Source organism: Sorangium sp. So ce302, from assembly GCF_051530145.1.
GTDB lineage: Bacteria > Myxococcota_A > Polyangia > Polyangiales > Polyangiaceae > Sorangium > Sorangium cellulosum_B.
Genome location: NZ_CP150326.1, coordinates 9,825,409 through 9,845,324 on the forward strand (window position 1 = coordinate 9,825,409; position 19,916 = coordinate 9,845,324).

Here is a 19,916-nt window from a genome sequence, read left to right on the forward strand (position 1 = left end):
GGCCGCAGGCCGAGAGCGTCGCCCTCCATCCTCCAGCACGGCGACCCGGCGCTTCACCCTTCGCGCAGGATCCGGCGGTACGTCTCGAGGTACGCCGCCGCCGTCGCTGCCGCCGAGAAGCGCTCCTCGGCCGCGCGACGGCACGCCGCCGGGTCGAGCCGGTCGACCCTCGCCATCGCGTCGGCCATCTCCGCGGCATCGTCCACCAGGAACCCCGTCCGGCCGTGCTCGACGATCTCCGGCAGCGCGCCGGCGCCGCGCAGCGCGATCACCGGCGTTCCCGAGGCCAGCGCCTCCAGGGCCACGAGCGAGCTGGTCTCCTGCACAAGGCTGGGGACGAGCACGCACCGCGCCGCCGCGAGCAGGCGGCGCTTCCGGGCGAGGCCCACCGGGCCAAGGAAGCGCCGCACAGGGCCGGGGCCGCGCAGCATCGGCAGCAGGACCTCCTGGAGATACCGCGTGTGCTCCTCGTACCCGAACGCCTGGCCGGCGATGACCAGCGGCACGCCGGCGCGGACCGAGGCCTCGACGGCGACGTGATAGCCCTTCTCCGGGCAGATCCGGCCCAGCGCGAGGGCGAAGCCGCGCTTGTACCGCCTCGGCCGATAGTGCTCCAGCCGGACGCCGTTCGGGATCTCGGGCAGGAGCCGCGCCTCCGGCGGACAGGCGCGCCGCTGCGTCGTGGACACGCAGTGGAGGAACGTCCTCGGCCGCTCGAGACGGAACACCGCGGGCGAATAGAAGCTCGGCGGGAGATGGAGGGTCGCGAGCACCGGCACGCCCGGCTCGGGCAGATAGCGATCGAAATCGACGCCGTGCAGGTGGACGAGGTCGATCGGATACGTGTCCAGGGCCCGGGCGACGGCGCTCCGGTGGTGGCAAAAGGCCCGCTCCCTGGCCGCCTCGTCGAGGACGGCGCCGGGCGGGGGCGCCGGCGTGGCCACCAGCGTCCCCGCGCACGCGGAGCCCTCCGGGGCGACCACGATCGACCGGTGGCCGCCGCGCGAGAGCGCCTCGTCGAGCATCGAGAGGACCTGCTCGGCGCCGCCGACGGCGTCCGGACCCACGGGCGCGAGCGGATAACCGACGAGCAGGACCGTCAGAGGCACAGCTCACGCTCGAGGCCGAGCAGCGTGAGCGTCTTCGCCGCGAGCCGCCGCCAGCGCGCGCCGTCGATCGGGAAGCCGAGGCGCTCGTAGTGGAGCGGGCCATCGTGCGGCGGCCGGCGGAAATCGTACGCGGGCGCCGGCCGGAAGCGCTCGACCGCCGCGCCGACAGGGGCGAGCACCTCCCGCTGGCTGGCGAAGCAGGCCAGCATGGCGCGCTTCCGCGACGCCTCGATGTCCGAGAGCCGGAGCGCGATCTCGGGGACGCCGGGGTGCGCGATGAACTCGCCGGTGAGGAGGCGGCCGCGCGCGGCGTGGTACGACGCCGCCTCGAAGATCAGCGGCGCGGTGACGCCGTTCCAGAGGGCGAGCACCGCCGCCGCGTGGACGGCGAGCGCCGCCGCGTCGTGATCGGGGTGGCCGCCCTCGTAGGGGTGGGTGAACACCACCTCGGGCCGCGTCCGGGCGAACAGCTCGACGAGCCGCCGGGTGAGGCTCGGCGCCTCCTCGATCGCCTCCTGGTCGACCGCGCCGAGGCACCTGAGCCGCCCCGCGGGCACGTTGCCGGCCGACATGGCGCGGGTCACCTCCTCGCGCCGGAGCGCGGCGTAGCGCTCGCGCCCGATGCCGGCGAGGCCCGCCGGCACGAAGCGCTCGTCGCGCGGCGCCCCGTCGGTCACGTGGACCACCTCGATCGGGCTGAGCCGGCCGATCCGCGCGCCGAGCCCGATGGTCTCGTCGTCCGGATGGGCGAGCACGACGAGACAGCGCGGCGCCCGGCCCGACGAGAGCCACGAGAACGGCGGCCACGCGAGCTCCTGGGCGGAGGGGCCCTGACGGCGGAGAACGGCGAGGTTCACGACGGCACCTCCGCGCGCCCGCGGCGCAGCTCGGCCCGCGGCTCCGGTCGCCCCCCTGGGGTGCCGCGGTGCTCTTCGGGTCTCGTCTTTCGCTTCGGCGTGCTCGCGATGTGGGACATGAGCCACCTGGAGCGCATGCGGTCAGGTCGTCCTGGCGCAAAACGCAGCGATCTCCACACTACCAAACGGCGACGCGGCGCGCCAGACGGCGCGTAAAGCGCGGATAGACGAGGAGACGCGTACCCGCCCCTCGCCTCTTTGCACTCTTTGCGCACGTTACGCACGGCGTCGTCTCATGCGTAGCGCCGCGTCATCCGGGCGCAGAAGTCGGCGAACTCCTCGATCCGCTGCGGAGGGCTCGTGTGGTGGGGCCGGAGGCCGGCGTGCTCCGGGGTGAAGCAGTAGGTCAGGGTCACCTCGAACGGCTCGAGCGCCTTCATCTGCCGGTCGAACCAGGCCTCCGCGCCGGGGCGGAAGCTGTCGGCCCAGCTGAGGCCCGTGCGGAGGTGGCGCACCCCGAGCTCCTTCAGCCACGCCACCGCGTCGTCGAGCCGGTGGTCCTCGAAGTGGAACCACTGGCACAGACCGAATTCAGGGGTGTATTCCGGGAAGAGCCGGAGCGCGCGCTTGGGCGTCCCGTCCTCGCGGAGCAGGCCCATGTAGAAATGCCGGTAATACGACGAGCCCTCGGCCTCGCGGTGCCGGGTCGTCGCCGGCCACGCGCGCGGCAGATCATAGAGGCTGTACCAGTGGATCCGCTCGACCTTGCCGCGGAGCAGCTCGGCGCTCCGCCGGAGACCGAACTCCTGCACCTCCTCGGCGCCGAACGTGGAGACGCCGATCTCCGTGATCCAGAGCGGCCTGTCGGTCACCACGCGGATCTCCTCGAGCTTGGCGGGCCACTCCTGGATCTGCCAGTGATTCCAGTCGAGAGGGAAGCCGTGCACCGCGACCACGTCGACGTGCTCGAGCACGCCCTGCCGCCCCATGTTGGCGATGAACCCCGGATCGATCGGCGAGATGCCGCCCAGCACGCGCAGCAGCCAGTGGCGCTCGCTCCGGATCGCGTCCGCGGCGAGCTTCACCATGGTTCCATACGTCGTCCACTCGGGATCGATCTCGAAATCCCAGTGCGACTTGTTGTTGGGCTCGTTCCAGAGCATCACCGCCTCGATCACGCCTGCTCTCCCTTCACGAAAGCTCGCCTCGCCGGGTAGACGGCGCCAGGCGGACGACCGGCGGCCCTCTCGCGCCGGCGGCAGAGGTAGACCTCGGGCTCGGGGTGGTTCACGATCTCGAAGCCGGCGCTCCGCAGCATCGCCTCGGCGCAAGCCCGGTTGGGCACCCACCAGTTGGTCGGGTCGTGCGCATAGCTGTGCTCGACGAAGTGAAGCCTGGGATAACCGGCCTCGTCGAAGATCTCCTCCTCGGAGAAGGGGAAATCTTCCTCCAGCGGCGCCACCTCCGCGCTGCCGCGCTGCATGCTCTGGAAGATCAGCGTGTGTCCGACCACGTGCTCGTGGAGCAGATCGAGCGCCAGGAGCGGGTGGCGGAGGTGGTACAGGACGCCCAGGAAGAGCACGAGATCGAAGCGCTCTCCGAGGCTGCCGACGTCGTACACGGAGAGGTTCCGGAACTCGATGTCTGCCCCGGAGACCTCCGCGGCGAAGCGCGCCTGCGCCAGGTAGTCCTCATCGCTGTCGATCCCGAGGACGCGCGCCGCCCCGCGCCGCTTCATCTCGAGCGAGTAGAAGCCGGCGTTGCAGCCGATGTCGAGGACCGTCTTGCCCGTGAGATCCGCCGGGACGGCGTCGGCGAAGCCCCTCCATTTGAACGCGGGGTAATCCCCCAGGAAATGGTCGGGCGCCGTCTTCACCCCGCGGAGATCGAGGTTATGGAACCACGGCCCGAGCCCGCGCACGCGCTCCTGGATCTGCTCCCGCGTCCACTTCGCCGCTCCCTCGACGCACCTCTCCATGGCCCCTCCCTTCACGCGGCGGCGCGGCTGAGGAGCTGGATGGCCTCGTGGTAGCCGTGCAGCGTCCCCACGTCGACATAGGCCTCTCCGGCCCGCACGGCGCGCGCGCTGCCGCCGCGGGCGAGGTACTCGTTCACAAGCGTCCCGATGTACGGGTCCTCCCGCCCTCGCTCGCGCCAGAGGTCGTGGAGCTCCTGCATCACCGCCCCCGTGAGCCTGAAGGCGCCCCAGACCCACCGCGAGCGCGCGTTGCGCTGCTTGACCTGGATCTCGAGCACCCGGCCCTCCTCGTCGGTGACGACCGCGTCGAAGAGCTCCGGATGCTCGACCGGAAAGAGCAGGAACGAGAGCCCCCCGCCGCCGAGCGAGCAGAGCCCGTGCTCCGGGAACCACACCGTGTCGGGGAGCCCCACGAGCACGTCCTCCTCCGGCCGGATCCAGGGGAGCGACCGGAAGATGGCGTCGCAGAGCCCGGCGGCGGCCGGCTGCACCACATAACAGATGTGCGCCGGGCCGACGCTCGCGCCGTAGTACTCGACGATATCCGACTTGCCCGGCGAGATCACCATGCAGAGCCGGGTCGCGCCGGCGAGCACCATCCGGTCGATGAGGTACTCGCTGACCGCGCGCGGCCGCTCCACGTCGCCATCCCTGCGCGTCCCCACCGGGAGCAGCTCCTTCGAGAACGCGAGCGGCTGGATCCTGCTGCCCAGGCCCGCCGCCGGAATCACTCCCCACATCGCTCCGTCCCTCCGTTCAATGAGCTGATCTCGACTCCGTTCAATGAGCCGAGACCGACTCGAGAATGGCCACGAGCTCCGCCGCGCGGCGCGCGGCGCTGTGCTCCGCGAGCACCCGCTCCCGCGCCGCGCGGGCGATGGCCGCGATCTCGCCCTCCGGGAGCGAGAGCGCCGCGACCGCCTCGTCCGTGGTCGCCGCCACGAGGATCTCCCTCCCCGGCGTGAAGAACCGGTCGAGCCCCTCCCACCCGTCGCTCAGGATCGGCGTCCCGCAGGCGGCGGCCTCGAAGAGCCTCCCGGAAGGGCAGTAGCCCATCGCCGCCATCGCCCCCCGCGTCACGTTGAGCGTCAGCCGCGAGGAGCAATAGAACGCCGGGTGATCCGGCGGCGCCACGTGACGATGGTAATGGACGTTGTCGCCGTTCTGCGCCCACGGGAAGTCCTCGGGGTAGAGCGAGCCCCCGATGACGAACCGCCGCTCGGGCAGCCTCCTGGCCGCCTCGAGGAAGAGGCGGGAGAGCGCCGCCTGCCGGTCGGCGGCGTACGTGCCGAGGTACGAGAGATCCCCGCGGAAGCCGTCCCGCGGCGGGACCGGGCGGTGCACCGCAGGGTCCGCGCTGCCGTAGAGCGGGAACACGCGCCGGGCGCCGAGCTGCGTCCTGAGCCGATCGAGCGCCGCGCCGCCGGTGTAGCTGAGCACGCAGTCGAAATCGGCGAGGCCTCGAGGGCCGATGTAGCCGACCGGCTGTCCGGCCTGGATGCGATCCAGCGTCACCGGCGTGTCGAGATCGTAGAAGACCTTGAGCGCGCCGGACTCGAGGACCACGTCGGTCGCGGGGCCGCCGTCGGGGCAATACGACGTGATCATCGCCGCGTCGGCCTCGCGGACGGCGCGCCTGGCCTCGGGGAGGACGTCCTCGAACGAGGTGTAGAGCCGGAGCGTGTTGCCGTGCGAGAGCGCGGTCAGATCCCGGTGCGCGGCGTAATACGGGACGTCGCGCTCGAAGAAGGTGACGCGGTGCCCGGCCCGCCCGAGGGCGGAGACGACGCCGCGCCACAGCGTGGCGTGGCCGTTGCCCCAGGACGAGCTGATCGTCAGACCGAAGATGACGAGCCTCATGGCGGAGCGGACCTCCTCGATGCCTGCGTCGCCGGCGCCGGCAGCCTGCGCGGCTCGCCGGGGATCATCGCTTCCACCTCGGGGCGGCAGCGGATCCGCGGCAAGAGCGCCCTTGCCTCGGGCCGGAGGCGGCGGAGCGTGTACGCTACCTTGGCGCGGGTGTGCTCGGGCCCGTAGCAGTCGAGGAACCCGGCGCTGTTCAGCGAGAAGAACGAGAGCGCGTCAGCGTCGTTGAGCAAGGCGAGCTCGGCGTCGTCCCCCGGCCGCTCGTGCGACGCCACCAGGGCGCCGATCCGGTCGAGGACCTCCGGCGCGAGCCCGACGCCGGCGAGCGCGGCGCGCGTCAGGGCGGCCCCGCGCCGCGCGTGCTCGTCCTTGAACGCCTGGTAGTCCGGGGCGCGGTGCTCTCTCCGGACGTCCGCCTCGGAGACGAGCCGCTCCACGTCGTGGAAGAGCGCCGCCACCTGGACGGCGACGCCGGCGCGCGGATCGAGGCGGAGCATCCATTGCCAGACGTCGATCGCATGATCGTGGTCGGCGCGGACGAGCGGCCTGTCGAGATCGTGGAGCTCCCGGTGCCGCCCGAGGACCCGGGCGAAGACCGCCGTCGCGGAGGCGAGATTCCTCCTGCGGATGAAGCGCTGGCACCGTGTGAGGACCTCGTAGGCGGCGCGCGCGGCGCCCGCTCGCTCGAGCCCCTCGATCCGGAGGTCGAAGAGGCCACCGGCGTCGAGCGCGTGCAGGTGGGTGTCGAGCGCCCACAGATCGAGCGCCGACGAGCGCCACGCGCGGGCGTCGACGACAGCGTGGAGCGCCCCCCCGGACGGGCCGGGCGCGCCGCTCTCCACCTCCACGCCAGGGAACTCCCTGGAGAGCGCCGCCCTGTCGGACGGGGAGAGGAGCGGCGTCCCGCAGATCGAGGGTCCATCGCTGCTCGAAGAGGGGCCGTCGATGAGGATGAGGCGCTTGAGCATGAGCGTGCGCTCTCCGGTCAGCCACCGGGATGGAGCTCGACACAGCTGCCGCGCGCGGCTGCCGCGGACGAACCGGGATCACAGGTGAGGAACCTATCGCCGTGGTCCTCACCGCACCATCGCGGAAATTCCGTAGAGCAACGTCGGGAAAGAAATGAGCGCGAGACGTGGGATCGCCGTAGCCGCGCCAGCCGCGGCTATCTCCCCTCGACGCTCCGCCCCGAGCCCCGGCGTCAGCTCCGCGGCCGCCCTGGGAGGAGGGCCGTACTTGGTCCGCCTGTGCTGTGCGCGCGCCGCCTGGGGTCGCCCGGGCGTGGCCCAGCGCCCCTGATACCGCATCTCCCGCTCACTGCCGTCTGCCCCTTCTTGCGCACGAACACGCAGGCCGAATTTATGAGAAGCATCACACGGCGGACCGGCGCCCATTGCGCGCCGCAGCCCGGTAAGCGAGTGTGACGCCGATGCACCTTGCGCAGCGCCTGGCCGGGCTTGAGCTGTCGGCCATCCCCGTGTGGGTCCTCGACGTGGACCGCTCTCGGGTCTGCTGGGTGAACGAGGCCGGCCTGGACCTGTGGCGGGCGCAGGATCGCGACGAGCTGTTCGCGCGCGATTACTCGACGGTGCCGCCGCCGATCCGGACGCGCTTCCAGGCCCTCGCCGCGCAGCTGCGCGGCGAGGGGGGCGTCGTGCGCGAGAGCTGGACCTTCTACCCGCGCGGGGTGCCAGTGACGGTGACGCTCCACTCCTCGAGCGTCGCGCTCGACGATGGGCGATTCGCGATCTTGAGCCAGGCGCTTCCCACCGACGGAGCGCCTGAGCCGGAGCTCGTCCGAGGCATCGAGGCGCTGCGCCACACCTCCGTGATGATCGCGTTCGTCGACCCGAGCGGAGACCTCCTGATGCAGAACCCAGCGGCGCTGCGAGCGTTCGGCCGCACCAGGACGTGGAGCGCCTGGCTGGGTGAGCCCGGCGAGGCGGACGCGATGCTCAGGGCGGCGCTGGACGGCGACATCGTGACGCGAGAGATGCTCGTCCGCACCGTGGATGGGGAGCGCCTGCACGCGATCGAGGGGCGAGCGGTGCGTGATCCCGTGACGGGCGTCCTGGGGGTCTTGTTCCACCACACGGACGAGACGGCGCGGATAGGCGCGGAGCGCTCCGCCGAGGAGCGCGGCCGCCTGCTGGACGAGCTGAACGCGTCGCTGGCGCTCGTCGAGCAGCAGCGCGGTGAGATCCTCGCCCTCTCCGCGCCCATCCTGGACGTGGGCGAGCGCGCGCTGGCGCTGCCGATCATCGGGGCGCTGAACCGAGAGCGGAGCGCGGAGATCGCGGCGCGGCTCCTGCCTGCGATCGCCGGCAGCGGGGTCGACCGCGTGATACTCGACATGACCGGCGCCGCGGCGCTCGACGACGCCGGCGCCAGGCACCTGATCGAGATGGTACGCGCCATCCGGCTGCTCGGCGCGTCCGCCATGATCACGGGCATCCAGCCCGCGCTGGCCCGCGCCCTGGTGGCATCGGGCTTTGACGGGACGGGCATCACCCTCGTGGGTTCCATCGCCCAGGGCCTCTCGCGTTCAAGGAAGCGGTGAGCCGGGGCTACCGTCGTGCTCCGGCCAGGCGTCCGGCGACGCCCCGGCTCGCGCTCGACCGCGACGGCGACGGCGTCATCCAGGATGGAGGCGAGCTACGAAGCTGACCGCGGCAGTGCTAGGGTGCCCCCCGTGCCGACGATCTTCACCAAGGGCGATCTCCTCAACACCCCGGATCTCCACGCGTACGCGCACGGCGTGAGCTGCGTGGGCACGATGGACACGGGGATCTCCGTGACCTTCAAGAAGCGCTGGCCGGGCCTGCTCCCGGCGTTCGAGCAGCGGAGCGCCGAGCGGAAGCTCCAGCTCGGGGAGGCCTTCGTCTGGAGCGAGGGCGGCGACACGGTGTACACCCTCGCGATCCAGGAGAACGCGACGAAGAGGCCCTCGCTCGCCGCGCTCGAGCGCTCGCTCGCCGCGATGGTGACGCACGCCGCCGGGGCGGGGATCGCGCGGATCGGCGTACCGCGCGTGGGCGCCGGCAAGACCGGCCTCGAATGGCTGCGCGTCAAGAGCGTCCTCGTCAAGGTCGCCGCCGACAAGCCGGTCACGCTCGTTGTCTACGAGCAGTTCGTGCGCGCCCCGGGCGTCTGACCCCAGCGTTGGAGGAAGTGCGCCCCCGCGGCATCGAGCGCGGGGCCTCTCGTCCCAGGGCGATGCATGACAGGGGCTGGTGAGCAGGCGCTCGCGGTGATCACGACACCGCGCCGCTCCCGGATCCCGGTGCTCGGCGTGCGATCGAGCGCGCCGGTCACGGGCTGGGCTTGGCTTTGTCCCGCAGGTAGAGGGCCTCCACCTGCTGCCGGGCCCACGGGGTCCGTCGCAGGAAGTGCAGGCTCGATTTGATGCTGGGATCGTACTTGAAGCAGCGAATGTCGATCATGCGTCCGAGCTGCTCCCAGCCATGCTGCGCGACCAGGTGCTCGAGGATCATCTGGAGCGTGACACCGTGAAGAGGATTGTCGGGCTGGGGCTGAGTCATACCGATGCTCGGGGGGCGATCGCCCCGGAGGGCCAGCGTGAGCCCGCGGTGTAGCACGTCGCGCGGCGGCCGCTGCACGTCGCGGCCGACGACTGGTTGCTGAGAAGATTTTACTTCTTCACCCAGGTCTGGGTCCTGCCGAGGAGGGAGATGCCCAAGAAGCCGCGCACCTTCAGCTTCTTCCCGCCCTCGATCGCCTCGAGCTTGCAGCTATAGGTCTCGCCGTTGTTCGGATCCAGGATCGTACCGTCATCGTACTCGTCGTCATCGCGGACCATGTTCTTGATGATGACGAGCCCCAGAACGGGCTTGTTCTTGTCGGCCCCCTCACAGGCGGTGCAGATCTTCGGCTTCCCCTTCTCGTCGAGCGGCTGCTTCAGGCTCACGATCTTGCCGAAGATCTTCCCGCCCCTCTCGTAAATCTCGACCACCGACTGCTCGACCCCCTGCTCATCGATCGTCCGCCACTGGCCGGTCACAGGGAGAGGATCCGCGAGCGCGAGCGAGGTGGCGAGGGAGCAACCCAGGGCGGCAAAAAGAGCCAAGAACCTCTTCATGTCGTCAGAACTCCTTTCATCGGTCTGCGAAGCCACGGCGTTCGGCCCTGGCGTGGTGCTTGATTCGCATGTCGGTGCGCACCGCTGAGCGCGACATGCCTCGGAGGGCGGACGGGGCGCCGCGCCGTTTGTTCATCGGACCGGAGGGAGCGGCGGCGGGAGGCAGGGCTCTGGTCAGAGGGGGAGCCGAACGGTCGACATGGCTCCTCTCGCAGCAGCCCTGCGGCGCGGTGGACGTCATTTTCCCCCCCGAGGGTACCGAGCGGGTTCATGGAGCGCAACGGCGCCGTGCGGCGGCGCGCCGGGACGTTGGGTGGCCAGAGAACGGTTGATTCCACGGGGCTGGATCCCGCCGCGGCCGAGCTACCCACGGCCCGCGCCTCGGCCGCGCGCGTCCGTCCGTGCTGGGCCGGTGCGATTCCGCCGACTGAGGCGGTCATGTAAGGTTCTCTAGGTCAACCAGCGCGCGCAGCGTGGCCGTACGTGATGAAGGGATTGTTCGGGGAGGAGTGAGCCACCTCACCCCGAGAATCATCCGTTCGGCGCCGATCCGGGGCCGGGCCATCGAGGCTGCGCGCTTCGCCAGCAGGCAGCGCGTGCTGGTCGGGTCGTGGGCCTGAACAACAACGAGCGCCCACCCCAGAGAAACCCGCTTGACCCTCTCGCAGCGGGAGGGTCTAGGATGCCTTCAGCTCGAGAGGGAAGATCGGCTGTTCGCGCTCGAAGAGTCGCATCAGCCCTTCGAACTCGACCCCTGCACGCTGGCTTCCATGGGGCACCAGAGCTTCGGCGGCCGCGTGACCTCGCGCTGCACCGCGCACCCCAAGATCGACCCCGAGAGCGGCGAGCTGCACTTCTTCGCGTACTCGCCCGACGGTCCCTGCTCGCCGAGCATGCTCTATGGCGTGATGGACACGCGCTGCGAGGTCACGCAGCTCCAGTCGTTCACAGCGCCGTATGCCAGCATGGTGCACGACTTCATGGTGACGCGCGGGCATGTGCTCTTTCCCGTCACGCCGCTGACGCTCAGCGTGGAACGCGCCATGCGCGGCAAGCCGCTGCTGGCCTGGGATGCAAGCTTGCGGACCCACGTCGGCGTGATGCAGCGCGGGAGCGCGGCCGACACGCTTCGCTGGTTCCAGACCGACGCGTGCCACATGTTCCATGTGATGAATGCCTGGGACGACGGCGACACCATCGTGGCCTACGTCATGCAGTCCGAGACTGCGCCCGGCCTGCCCGATGCCGAGGGCCGCCCCGGCGCCCCCGAGGCGATGGCCGCGCGCCTGTGCCGCTGGACCTTCCACCTGGCGGATGCAGGCACCGGGTTCCGGCGTGACTACCTCGACGATCTCGCTGCGGAGTTTCCACGGATCGACGAGCGCTACACGGGGCGGCGCAACCGCTACGGCTTCACCACCTGCCATGCGACCTCGCGCGCACGAGGCGACTCGGAGAGCGTGCTCTACAACAGCCTTGCCCGATTCGACTTCGACACCGGCGAACGCAGCATTCACACGCTGCCGCACGGCGACGTGGTGTCCGAGCCGGTGTTCGTGCCGCGCGCGGACGACGCGGCCGAGGGCGACGGCTGGCTGCTCGCCGTGGCCTGGCGAGAACGGGAGAAGCGCAGCGATTTGCTGGTGTTCGATGCCATGGGCCTTCCCGCTGGGCCCGTCGCTGTCGCCCGCTTGCCGCACCGCGTGCCATTCGGGTTCCACGGCACCTGGCGGCCCAGCGTGTAACTCGGTTCGGGATGCCGTTCGCGCAGCGCCTCCCCGCGCGCCGCATGCCTCGCGCGGCCGGCGTGGGGAGGATTCGGCGCTCGCCTCGCGGCGCGAGGAGCGCTGGCCGCTCCGCGCGCTCGCTCCTACAAGCGCTCGATGAGGAAGCTCCGGGTCTTGTTGTCGAAGTTGTGGGGGGCGAGGTTCGCGTCTGTCGTGAGGACGCGCGACTCGGCCGAGTAGCGCCAGAGCCCGTCGTAGAGCGTCAGCTTCAAGCCGGAGGGGACGCGGACGGAGCTGACCCTCAGGTCCCATGGGGTGCTGTAAAAGAGGGAGGAGCCGACGCCGTACACGACCGAGCTGCCCGAGAAGCTGGCGTTCTCGTACAAGGTGACCACGTCCAGCTGCGGGTCCGAGGCCTGCGAGACGATGATGCTCGAGATCCCGTCGCTGAAGCCCGCGGCCACGAGATCCGTGTCCGAGGTGAAGACGCGCGCCTCGCCCCCGAAGTTGGCGTGGATGAAGGCCGTGACCCGGAGCCCGGCGGGGACCCTGATGGCGCTCGCGCGGTTGTCTCCGATGATCGTCATGTCCGGGAGGTCGTAGCGGCCGATCCCGAAGCCCTGCGAGATGCCGGAGAAGTTCGAGAGATCGTGGAGCACCACCTGGCCGCTGGGGTGGACGGTGGGGCCGCCGGCGATCGTGGCGTCGATCCACGCGCGGTGGCGCGCGACGTCGACGCCGAGCTGCCTCGCGTGCAGGTTCGTGCCGTCCTGCCCGTTCACGCCCGAGAACACGGCGACCTGACGCCCATCGACGAACCACGGGCCGCCGGAGTCGCCGTTCCAGCCCGAGCCCGTCACGCCCGTCGCCAGGAGCTCCTCGGCGGAGTACCAGCTGTCGATGTGGAGGGTCGCCTTCTTGAGCGACGGCGCCATCACCAGCGGCGTGCCCTCGCTCCCCCAGCCGTAAGCCGTCGCGTCGCTGCCGATCGCGACCGACGTCGCCTCGGCCAGCTGGACGACCGGGCCACTGGCGGCCTCGGTCAGGTGGAGCAGCGCGATGTCGGCGACGGCCGAGGGCACCTCGACGGCGTCGACCGCGATGCGCTGGCCCGCGAGGTACGTGTTGCTGCCGACGCGCACGGCCGACGTCTCGCCCTCGTCCGCGACGCAGTGCTGCGCGGTGAGCACCCAGCGCGCCGCGACGAGGGTGCCGGTGCACTGGAAGAAGTCGCCGGTGCTCCCGCGCACGTCGAAGACCTGGACGGCCCAGGGGCTCGCCTCGGCGAGCTCGCCGCCGACGATCGCGGACGAATGCGACCCGAGCGCCTCGCGCGGCTCGTCCGGCGCGCCATCAATCGAGCAGCCCGTGGAGAGGCCGAGCGCGGCGCCCGCGCACACCGCGAGACCAAGCTGATGACCAAGTTCTCTCTTCTTCATTCTGCCTCCACTCATGATTCTGTTCAGACGATCGTTCGCGCCGACGGAGTCCGCCTCCGCCAGGAGCCAGCGTTCGTCAGCAATCAACGTGACGGGGCCTGTGACTGCGGCGCGCCAGGCTCGGCGACGGCGTCTCCGAGCAGACCCATGGGAGCACCGGGCTGAAACCGGTGAAGGGACAGCCGGAGCGGCAGGCCCGGAGTCGGGCGTACGAAATCCGCCCGCGACGGCTCAAGAATCGCGGCCAGAGTATGTTACGCTACCCCGAGCGGCGCCAGGCGGCGATCTGGAACGGCCGCGTTCGAGGCGTGGAACGAGGAGTCGCCCGGACCTACAGCGGCCGGAGCCCGCATGCGCGCGCCGCGTGCTGCAGGAGCCCTCGAAACCAGACGTGCGTCGGATCTCGCTCGTGTCCGGGGTACCCCCGCCAACGACCAGCAGTCGACATAACGCATGCTATGCGATCCGACACCCCCTGGAGAAGCGACGCTCTATCAACAGCTTATCCATGCATCGACGATGAGGCACCCTTCACTCCAGAGCCTGCGGGGGGAGGGGAAGCGGCGGAGACGCGTGCGCGAGCACGGCGAAGGCCAGGAGCGTGGCGGCGAGGAGCAGGCGCCGGGAGAGGCGGGGCATGGGAGAAGCCCCCCGACGAATAGCACCACGGTCACGCGCTCGTCGACTGCATCTTCACAAGCACGCGAGGCCCAGCGTCGTCGCCTCGACGAGCTCGCCGCGCCCTCGGGCAGACGTCTCGCGAAGCGGTCGACGCGCGCTCCCTGAGCCACGCCGAGTGCTAAGGTTAACCGGTGCTCGCCCTGGTCCTCCCCACTCTTGCTGCCCTCGTCTTCATCGTCAGCCTATTTTCTTTTTCGAGGGCCTGCGCCCAGCTCCGGCGGAGCAAACAGAAGCTAGGGGACGCGCTCCGCGCCCGCGGCCTCGCCGTTGCCGGCGAGCTCGATTTGCCGCCGTCGCAGAATCACCTCGTCGCGCTCTCCTTGACACGCTCCGACGGCGTGTCCGCGCAGACGCCGGCCGATCTCGCCATCGGCGGCACCACGCTCCTCACCGCCCCGATGCTCTTTCGTGCCGTCGTCGTGAGCGCTCCGCTCGCGGTGCCCGATCAGGTCGTCTGCGATCGCGCCCTCGCGCAGCCGGTGTTCGGGGCGTTCCCGCCGCACCCGGCGTTCACCAGCGATGCGCGCTTCGACGCGCGCTTCGGCGTGTTTCCCGCGCCGTCGTCCTCCGCGTCCGGGTCGCCGAGCTACCGCGACCAGGCTGGCCATCTCCTCGCGTGGGCCACGCCGGCCGTGCTCGCGAACCTCGATCGTTTATCCTTCGTCGCGCTCCACGTGCGCGACGGCCATGCCCGGCTCGCCTTCGCGCCCACCTCGGCCGACGGCCTCGCCGCCGCCATCTCAGTGGCCGATCAGCTCCGGGCCAACGTCGCCCACCGCTCGGTCACCACGCCCGCCGTGCCCGTCCCCGTCGGCCGGAGCGGCGCGACCCACGCCCTCGTCACGGGCCTCGCCTTCGTCCCCATCATGATGTTGACCCTCGTCATATCCGCCGCCAGCAGCAGCATGACGTTCCAAGACGCGACCGAGCGCGCCACGTTCACGCTGGGCGCGAACGAGATCGCCTGCCCCGACGGCGGCATCTACTCGGCGGGACCCGGCTACCGCAAACAGCACCGCACCCACTACTGCTACCAGCCAAACGGCCAGAAGACGCCGGCCCAAACGGGCTTGCTCTGGGTGTGGACGTGGGGCTCCTCGACTGCCCTCGGCGTGGGCTTCCTGCTCTTCGCCAGCGCGTTCCACCGCTCAAGCCGCGCGGGTAGGCTGAAGAGCGCCGCCGAGAACGTGGCGGCGCTGCCTCGACAAGTCGCTTGAGCTTCGTCGTCGCCGGCGGCGGCGTCGTTATCGGCGTGGCCGTCCCATGGTTGATCTGCAAGCTCAACCACCTGCTGCTCAAACCCACCGGGGAGGAGCCAGCGATTCAGATCCTGGCCAGCCTGCTCATTCCGTTCGCCGTATACCCCGCAGGCTGTGGAGTGAAAGCGGCCCCCCTGGATGGGATGAGGCATCATAGGACCGGAGAGTGATGCCGGCAGGCAGCAGGCCTGTGCCGGGAGGCAAGCGCGGCGGCGTGCGCAGGCGACGACCCTCTCGCCGCGATGCTGCATGGCGACGCCATGGCGGAACTGCGGACGCTGGTTGTTGCTCGATCGCGCAGGCTGTTCGATGGCCATCGCGGGGGTGAGCGCCCCCGGTCACGGCCGTGATGGTCGGCCCATCCCGCGGCCGTGGCTGCCGGAGTGCTCAGGCGCGTCAAGGGTGCCCGCGCCGGGGCGCGGCGACTACGCCGCCCTTGACCCGCCCTCCGCGCTCCGGCGACCGTCCCGTGCGGGCGATGGGCGAACGGAGCCTCGGCGGGGGCTCCGGGCACCCGATGGCCATCAACCAGCGCGAGCGAAAAAGGGCCCGCTTCTTTTACCTACGCGCGGCGCTCTTCATCCCGAGGAGCTTGCGACCCACTCGGGTAGTTTGGGTCGACGCAGGCGAGAAATCTGCGGCATGTCCGCCCCGCGAAACTGTCATGCCGATCAGAGGGAGATGGAGCATCCGGACGCCGCCGAAGCGCACGTGTACACGCCCGAACCTTGATGGTCCACGCACGCGCCATTCGCGCATTCGTCGCCCGTGGTGCATGTCGCGCCGTTCGGCCTCTTCGGCGCACAGACGGGTGGGTCGCTCGAGGTGTCGCAGTTGCCCTCTTTGCACTGACTGTCATTGGCGCACGGCTGCCCGTTGGCCTCGGGGTCGCTGCAGATGGTCTCACCACCCGAGTCGTTGCAGTAGCCGCTCAGGCACGCGCGGTCGCTCTCACATGCCTGGCCGTTGGACTTCGCCGCGACGCAAAAAGAGCCACGTTTGCTCGGGCACACAAGGCCATCGCCACATTCGCGCGTGCATGGATCGCCGGACCCCGGCTTCACCACGCACGTACCGAGGTGCGCAAAGAGCGCGACCTCGCAGTAGGTGTCCGCGTCTGCGCATTCCGCGGACAACGCGCAGTCGCCCCCCGTCGCGACCTTCGCGACGAACGCGCCGTCGCATGCGCGCCACGCCCCGGAGGCTCCCATTGCCTCGAAGTCGGCGCACGACAGCGCTTGCAGATGATCGATGCAAGCGCGCGCCGGACCCTCGCGGAACTCGAGCCGCCCTGCCGCGACAGCTTCCGCCTGGAGCGCGGGGTGCGCGCCCATCGAGGATCGGAGCCGGTCCACACACGCGTCTGCAGGAACCGTCACGCCGCAGCATGCGGTGAGGTCCGCACAGAGCGCGCCAAGGATGGCGTCATGGAAGTCGTTGACGGAGAAGTCGTGAACGGGTGAATCAGTGCAGCCGATCACTGTCACGAGCGGGAGGAGCATGATGCCTGCGATCCCATGGCGGACGCGCCTAGTCGGGTCGCCATCGCGGATCTGCCGTCGAAACTCCTTGGCGTTGCGAGTGAGCTCGGCGAGGTTGCTGTAGGGGTCGTCACGTCGGGTGTTACAGGCGTCGTCGTCATAGGGGTAGAGCACAGTCCGCTCCGACGCGTTGCGGGGCAAAAAGTTTGATTTCACAGAGCAACGAGAAAATCGCGTGTGGACGCATGCTCGCGATGGGCAACCACGGCCGGCGCCAGCGTCCGCTCCGACGCCCGGCTCCTGCTGCTGGCAAGTGCAGATCGCCGCCCGGAAGCCCGGCTGAGGCGGCCGAGGCCGCCGAGGACGAGAGGATGGTCGGTAGGAGCGTAGGAGCCTGCGCGCTCCGTGGCGGTGGCCCGGCTCCGGGACTTCCTGAGCTGCCGGAAGTAGTCCCGGAAGGCCGGGTCGAACGCGGTAGCCGCCGCCTGCACCTTGACGTGCCGGCGGATGGGCAGGCCGCTGGCCTGGAAGAGATCGGAGTAGCTCGTCGAGCCGTCCGCACTCCAGGTCGGGGCGGTGATGACCCAGCGCCGGCCTCCAGAGCTTCGGAAATACCGCTTCTGAAGCCACGAGAGGCCCTTGCCGGGGTGTCGCCTCCGCATCCAGCGAATGTGTACCTTCACCGAGTCGATGCGGTGCTGGTGCGCGAGGGCTACGAGGTTACTCGCTACGCCGACGACCTGGTCATCCAGTGCAAAACCGAGCAAGAGGCCCACGCGGCACTCGCCCGGTTGCGCGAGGAGCTGGTCGGACGCGGCCTCACGCTTCACCACGACAAGACCCGGGTGACGCATGTTCGCCGCCGTGGAGGTCTTGATTTCCTCGGCTACCACTTCGAGCAGAGTTGGAGACGACCGAAAAAGCAGGCGCACGAGAGCGCTGCTCGCCGGGTTCCAGACGCACCTCGCGAAACGCCCGTGACTTGTCACGGTGCAACCCGTGACTTGTCACGGTACAACCCGTGACAGGTAGCGGCGCATCGGTCCGCATTTCCAGCTCGGCCGTGCCTTTTCCGCACGGAGCGTGATGGCCGGACGACCCAGGCCATTGCTGAACCTGGCACGAGGCGTGCGAGGACCTCCGGGCAGCGGCCGAGGAGGACCGTCGTTCACGACAGCCGCGAGGCATCGGGCATGGGGCCTCCGGACGACGAGCGCCCCGGCAGACCTGGCAGCCAGCGCGCAGGCGACACGGCTGCCACGAGCCCGAGCCGCGCCGATCGTTTGGCTCACGGGCATCGGCAACAGAACCCGTGTGTCGATCTGCGTGCCACGAGCACCGGAGCGGAACCCAAACACATTGACCGAAGCGATATCACCAAACTGCTTTGACGACGAGCTCGGATCGGCGCTGTCGGGGAACGTGAGCGCCAAGGTATCCTACGCGCACGCCGGGAACACCTGGAGCTGCATGACAGGCTCCCCCTCGAATGGCAAATGCCAGACGAGCCGCAGCGTCTTGAGGATAGTCCGCGCAAAGCCATTCCGAGTTCTCAACAATTTTTCGCACCGAGGCGTGAGCGGCCTCCGTTGGCCGCGCCTCCACCATGCGAGGCTTCCGATCCCGCGGACGTCACCAACACCGCATTAACATAAGGTAAAATCTTCCAAGGAGTTATGATCATGCTGCATTCTATGACCTTAGCCGGGCGCCGCGGGATCCGCATCGCCCTTTCCGGCTCGTTGCTGGCCGGCGGGCTGCTGACCGGATGCCAAGTCACCGATGAAAACGGCTCCCCCGCCGGACCCGAGGACACCCTCGTTACCGCGGCCGCCATTACGAGCACGGACTTCACCGACGGCAGCGGAAGAATCCGCATCCGGGTGAAGACCTGCGATCCCACCGCGGCTGCGACGACCAATTGCGCCTATTGCATCGCCGACGATGGCTGGGTCCGCATCGGGGGCGGCGCGCAGATCCTGGGGGAGAACAACCCCGGCGCCATGCTGCAGGCATCCTTTCCCAGCCCGAACTTCTTCACGGCCGCCAACTCCTTCGGCTGCACGGGCCCGGCGGGCCATTCGCCCCCGCGCCTCGGGATCGATGACAAATCGACCTGGGTGGTGAGGGCCTCCGGCGCGACCCATCAATTGCAGGCCTATGTCATCCAAATGCAGCTCGTCGATGCCGCCGGTACCGCCTTCACGCCCGCGGTCACCCAAGGCGTGGACTACGTGACAAGCGCCGTCAATCCCCCGTCCAATTACACCGTCGAGACCCCGGAGTCCTGGCTTCTTGACGATTACTTCCTGATCGGCGGAGGCGCGCACGTCCTCAGCACCAACCCGGCCGACAGCATCACCGCCGCCACCGATGCGTACCTGGTGGAATCGCGGCCGGTGGACGGCCCGAACGGAAGGGCCTGGCGCGCCAGCGCCCGGGCCCGAAGCTCTCCGGCCCATGACAATCCGCTCAAGTCGTACGCGATCGGGGTGAAAGCCTGCCCTCCCCAGTGGGACAGCTGCTTCACCTATCCCATGATCAAGGAAATCACCGCGGCGGCGACCACCGGCTACGGCACCGCGACCTACACCATCAGCCCCTCCTGGGTGGGCTCGAGCGTGGGCGGCTATGCCCCCACCACGAGCTCGGGCGCGCGCTTCCTCGCCGATCTCATCCCCTTCAACGGAACCGCGAAAGGGTTCACCGTGCGCAGCAGGGATGACGGCACGGGGGGATCGGGGCAAACCTTCGGCTCCACCTTGGTGTTCGGCCATATCCACGGCTGGTATACATCCAATGCGGTGTTCTTTTCGCGCGGCGGGAATCCCGCCATCCTGAGCCGCCCCGCCGGAACGGACCCCCAGTTGCAAGCCGCCTATTCCGCCGCCGATCAACCGGCGACCCGCTGGCACCTCGAAGCCTTCGGCACGGGCGTCTTCCGGCTGCGGAACGGGAACCCCGACGGGGGCACGGAATGCGCCTACCGCGACGGTACGACTTCCAACGTGCGGGTCAAGGCCTGCGGGACCGGCAACGAATTCATGTGGTCCCTCGTCGGCGCCGCCACCGGCTCGAGCACGTTCAAACTGCAGAACGCGACCAATGGTCAATGCCTCGACGTCAACGGGAGCGCTACCCCGACCAATGTGGTCCTCAAGCCATGCGTCACCACGGGCGATCCCATCTACCAATTGTTGTACGTGGACGATTACAATTGGCCCAATTGATCCCCTTGGTGGGACGCGGAGCGTCGGCCTAGATCCAATGTCGGTCAGTCAAGCTCCCGCAGCTTCAGATCGGCCGCTTTCGCGAGTCGTTGCTCGTCTTGACCTTCACGGCGCGAGGGTACGATCGCTCAGTGCGGCGTGGGGGTAGGATGAAGCGCCTCAGATCCCGGCCCAACCCCAAATCTCCTGA

General features: G+C 69.7%; 18 protein-coding genes. 7 read left to right on the forward strand and 11 right to left on the reverse strand.

Annotated features, from left to right (window positions below; genetic code table 11):
* Positions 1-53 precede the first annotated feature (53 nt).
* The 7 genes from WME73_RS37230 to WME73_RS37260 form a co-directional block, all read right to left on the reverse strand.
* A complete protein-coding gene (locus WME73_RS37230; protein WP_437912637.1) occupies positions 54-1,109 on the reverse strand; it encodes a glycosyltransferase family 4 protein in 1,056 nt (351 codons plus the stop codon).
* Positions 1,100-1,966, reverse strand: coding sequence for a PIG-L deacetylase family protein (locus tag WME73_RS37235; RefSeq protein WP_437741067.1), 867 nt, complete (start codon positions 1,964-1,966; stop codon positions 1,100-1,102). Before WME73_RS37235 ends, WME73_RS37230 begins: the two co-directional genes overlap by 10 nt.
* 293 nt (positions 1,967-2,259) lie before the next feature.
* On the reverse strand, positions 2,260-3,144 hold the full coding sequence (locus tag WME73_RS37240) for a beta-xylosidase (RefSeq protein ID WP_437741068.1): 885 nt from the start codon (positions 3,142-3,144) through the stop codon (positions 2,260-2,262).
* Positions 3,141-3,944 (reverse strand): TIGR04290 family methyltransferase, encoded by an 804-nt coding sequence (locus WME73_RS37245; RefSeq protein WP_044966491.1) that lies wholly within the window; start codon positions 3,942-3,944, stop codon positions 3,141-3,143. The genes WME73_RS37240 and WME73_RS37245 overlap by 4 nt, the downstream gene beginning before the upstream one ends.
* Before the next feature lie 11 nt (positions 3,945-3,955).
* Positions 3,956-4,684: a sugar phosphate nucleotidyltransferase gene (locus tag WME73_RS37250; RefSeq protein ID WP_437741069.1), complete on the reverse strand. Its 729-nt coding sequence runs from the start codon at positions 4,682-4,684 to the stop codon at positions 3,956-3,958.
* 40 nt (positions 4,685-4,724) lie between these two features.
* Positions 4,725-5,804, reverse strand: a complete 1,080-nt coding sequence (locus WME73_RS37255) for a CgeB family protein (protein WP_437912638.1) — start codon at positions 5,802-5,804, stop codon at positions 4,725-4,727.
* Positions 5,801-6,778, reverse strand: coding sequence for a DUF4202 family protein (locus WME73_RS37260; protein WP_437741071.1), 978 nt, complete (start codon positions 6,776-6,778; stop codon positions 5,801-5,803). Before WME73_RS37260 ends, WME73_RS37255 begins: the two co-directional genes overlap by 4 nt.
* A 461-nt stretch (positions 6,779-7,239) precedes the next feature.
* On the opposite strand from WME73_RS37260, the gene WME73_RS37265 reads away from it, so the two are divergent.
* On the forward strand, positions 7,240-8,370 hold the full coding sequence (locus tag WME73_RS37265) for an STAS domain-containing protein (RefSeq protein ID WP_437912639.1): 1,131 nt from the start codon (positions 7,240-7,242) through the stop codon (positions 8,368-8,370).
* A 132-nt stretch (positions 8,371-8,502) separates the two neighbouring features.
* Positions 8,503-8,964 carry a macro domain-containing protein gene (locus WME73_RS37270; RefSeq protein ID WP_437912640.1) on the forward strand — a complete coding sequence of 154 codons (462 nt, stop codon included), beginning with the start codon at positions 8,503-8,505 and terminating at the stop codon, positions 8,962-8,964.
* Positions 8,965-9,121: 157 nt separating this feature from the next.
* Here the strand turns inward: WME73_RS37270 and WME73_RS37275 are convergent, their stop codons facing one another.
* On the reverse strand, positions 9,122-9,352 hold the full coding sequence (locus WME73_RS37275) for a VF530 family DNA-binding protein (protein WP_044966495.1): 231 nt from the start codon (positions 9,350-9,352) through the stop codon (positions 9,122-9,124).
* A 110-nt stretch (positions 9,353-9,462) separates the two neighbouring features.
* Positions 9,463-9,909, reverse strand: a complete 447-nt coding sequence (locus WME73_RS37280; protein WP_437912641.1) for a DUF2147 domain-containing protein — start codon at positions 9,907-9,909, stop codon at positions 9,463-9,465.
* 653 nt (positions 9,910-10,562) lie between these two features.
* Here WME73_RS37280 and WME73_RS37285 point away from each other — a divergent pair.
* Positions 10,563-11,654 (forward strand): carotenoid oxygenase family protein, encoded by a 1,092-nt coding sequence (locus WME73_RS37285; RefSeq protein ID WP_437912642.1) that lies wholly within the window; start codon positions 10,563-10,565, stop codon positions 11,652-11,654.
* Positions 11,655-11,779: 125 nt separating this feature from the next.
* On the opposite strand, the gene WME73_RS37290 is transcribed toward WME73_RS37285, so the two are convergent.
* On the reverse strand, positions 11,780-13,075 hold the full coding sequence (locus WME73_RS37290; RefSeq protein WP_437912643.1) for a trypsin-like serine protease: 1,296 nt from the start codon (positions 13,073-13,075) through the stop codon (positions 11,780-11,782).
* 812 nt (positions 13,076-13,887) lie between these two features.
* Here WME73_RS37290 and WME73_RS37295 point away from each other — a divergent pair.
* Both WME73_RS37295 and WME73_RS37300 read left to right on the forward strand, forming a co-directional pair.
* On the forward strand, positions 13,888-14,973 hold the full coding sequence (locus tag WME73_RS37295) for a hypothetical protein (RefSeq protein WP_437741077.1): 1,086 nt from the start codon (positions 13,888-13,890) through the stop codon (positions 14,971-14,973).
* Positions 14,970-15,185 carry a hypothetical protein gene (locus WME73_RS37300; RefSeq protein ID WP_437741078.1) on the forward strand — a complete coding sequence of 72 codons (216 nt, stop codon included), beginning with the start codon at positions 14,970-14,972 and terminating at the stop codon, positions 15,183-15,185. The genes WME73_RS37295 and WME73_RS37300 overlap by 4 nt, the downstream gene beginning before the upstream one ends.
* Positions 15,186-15,686: 501 nt before the next feature.
* Here WME73_RS37300 and WME73_RS37305 read toward each other — a convergent pair.
* Positions 15,687-16,670, reverse strand: a complete 984-nt coding sequence (locus tag WME73_RS37305; protein ID WP_437741079.1) for a hypothetical protein — start codon at positions 16,668-16,670, stop codon at positions 15,687-15,689.
* Between the two features lie 197 nt (positions 16,671-16,867).
* On the opposite strand from WME73_RS37305, the gene WME73_RS37310 reads away from it, so the two are divergent.
* Together WME73_RS37310 and WME73_RS37315 are read left to right on the forward strand one after the other, a co-directional pair.
* Positions 16,868-17,521 (forward strand): reverse transcriptase domain-containing protein, encoded by a 654-nt coding sequence (locus tag WME73_RS37310; RefSeq protein WP_437912644.1) that lies wholly within the window; start codon positions 16,868-16,870, stop codon positions 17,519-17,521.
* 657 nt (positions 17,522-18,178) lie between these two features.
* The gene (locus tag WME73_RS37315) at positions 18,179-19,726 is read left to right on the forward strand and encodes an RICIN domain-containing protein (protein ID WP_437912645.1); all 1,548 of its coding nucleotides are present in this window, start codon (positions 18,179-18,181) and stop codon (positions 19,724-19,726) included.
* Positions 19,727-19,916 lie beyond the last annotated feature (190 nt).

Bases quoted from the DNA above. Each gene is read 5' to 3' on its own strand.
- WME73_RS37265 (WP_437912639.1), top strand. From the start codon at position 7,240: ATGCACCTTGCGCAGCGCCTGGCCGGGCTTGAGCTGTCGGCCATCCCC.
- WME73_RS37310 (WP_437912644.1), top strand. From the start codon at position 16,868: ATGGTCGGTAGGAGCGTAGGAGCCTGCGCGCTCCGTGGCGGTGGCCCG.
- WME73_RS37255 (WP_437912638.1), bottom strand. From the start codon at position 5,804: ATGAGGCTCGTCATCTTCGGTCTGACGATCAGCTCGTCCTGGGGCAAC.
- WME73_RS37250 (WP_437741069.1), bottom strand. From the start codon at position 4,684: ATGTGGGGAGTGATTCCGGCGGCGGGCCTGGGCAGCAGGATCCAGCCG.
- WME73_RS37275 (WP_044966495.1), bottom strand. From the start codon at position 9,352: ATGACTCAGCCCCAGCCCGACAATCCTCTTCACGGTGTCACGCTCCAG.
- WME73_RS37260 (WP_437741071.1), bottom strand. From the start codon at position 6,778: ATGCTCAAGCGCCTCATCCTCATCGACGGCCCCTCTTCGAGCAGCGAT.
- WME73_RS37315 (WP_437912645.1), top strand. From the start codon at position 18,179: ATGCTGCATTCTATGACCTTAGCCGGGCGCCGCGGGATCCGCATCGCC.
- WME73_RS37280 (WP_437912641.1), bottom strand. From the start codon at position 9,909: ATGAAGAGGTTCTTGGCTCTTTTTGCCGCCCTGGGTTGCTCCCTCGCC.
- WME73_RS37245 (WP_044966491.1), bottom strand. From the start codon at position 3,944: ATGGAGAGGTGCGTCGAGGGAGCGGCGAAGTGGACGCGGGAGCAGATC.
- WME73_RS37290 (WP_437912643.1), bottom strand. From the start codon at position 13,075: ATGAAGAAGAGAGAACTTGGTCATCAGCTTGGTCTCGCGGTGTGCGCG.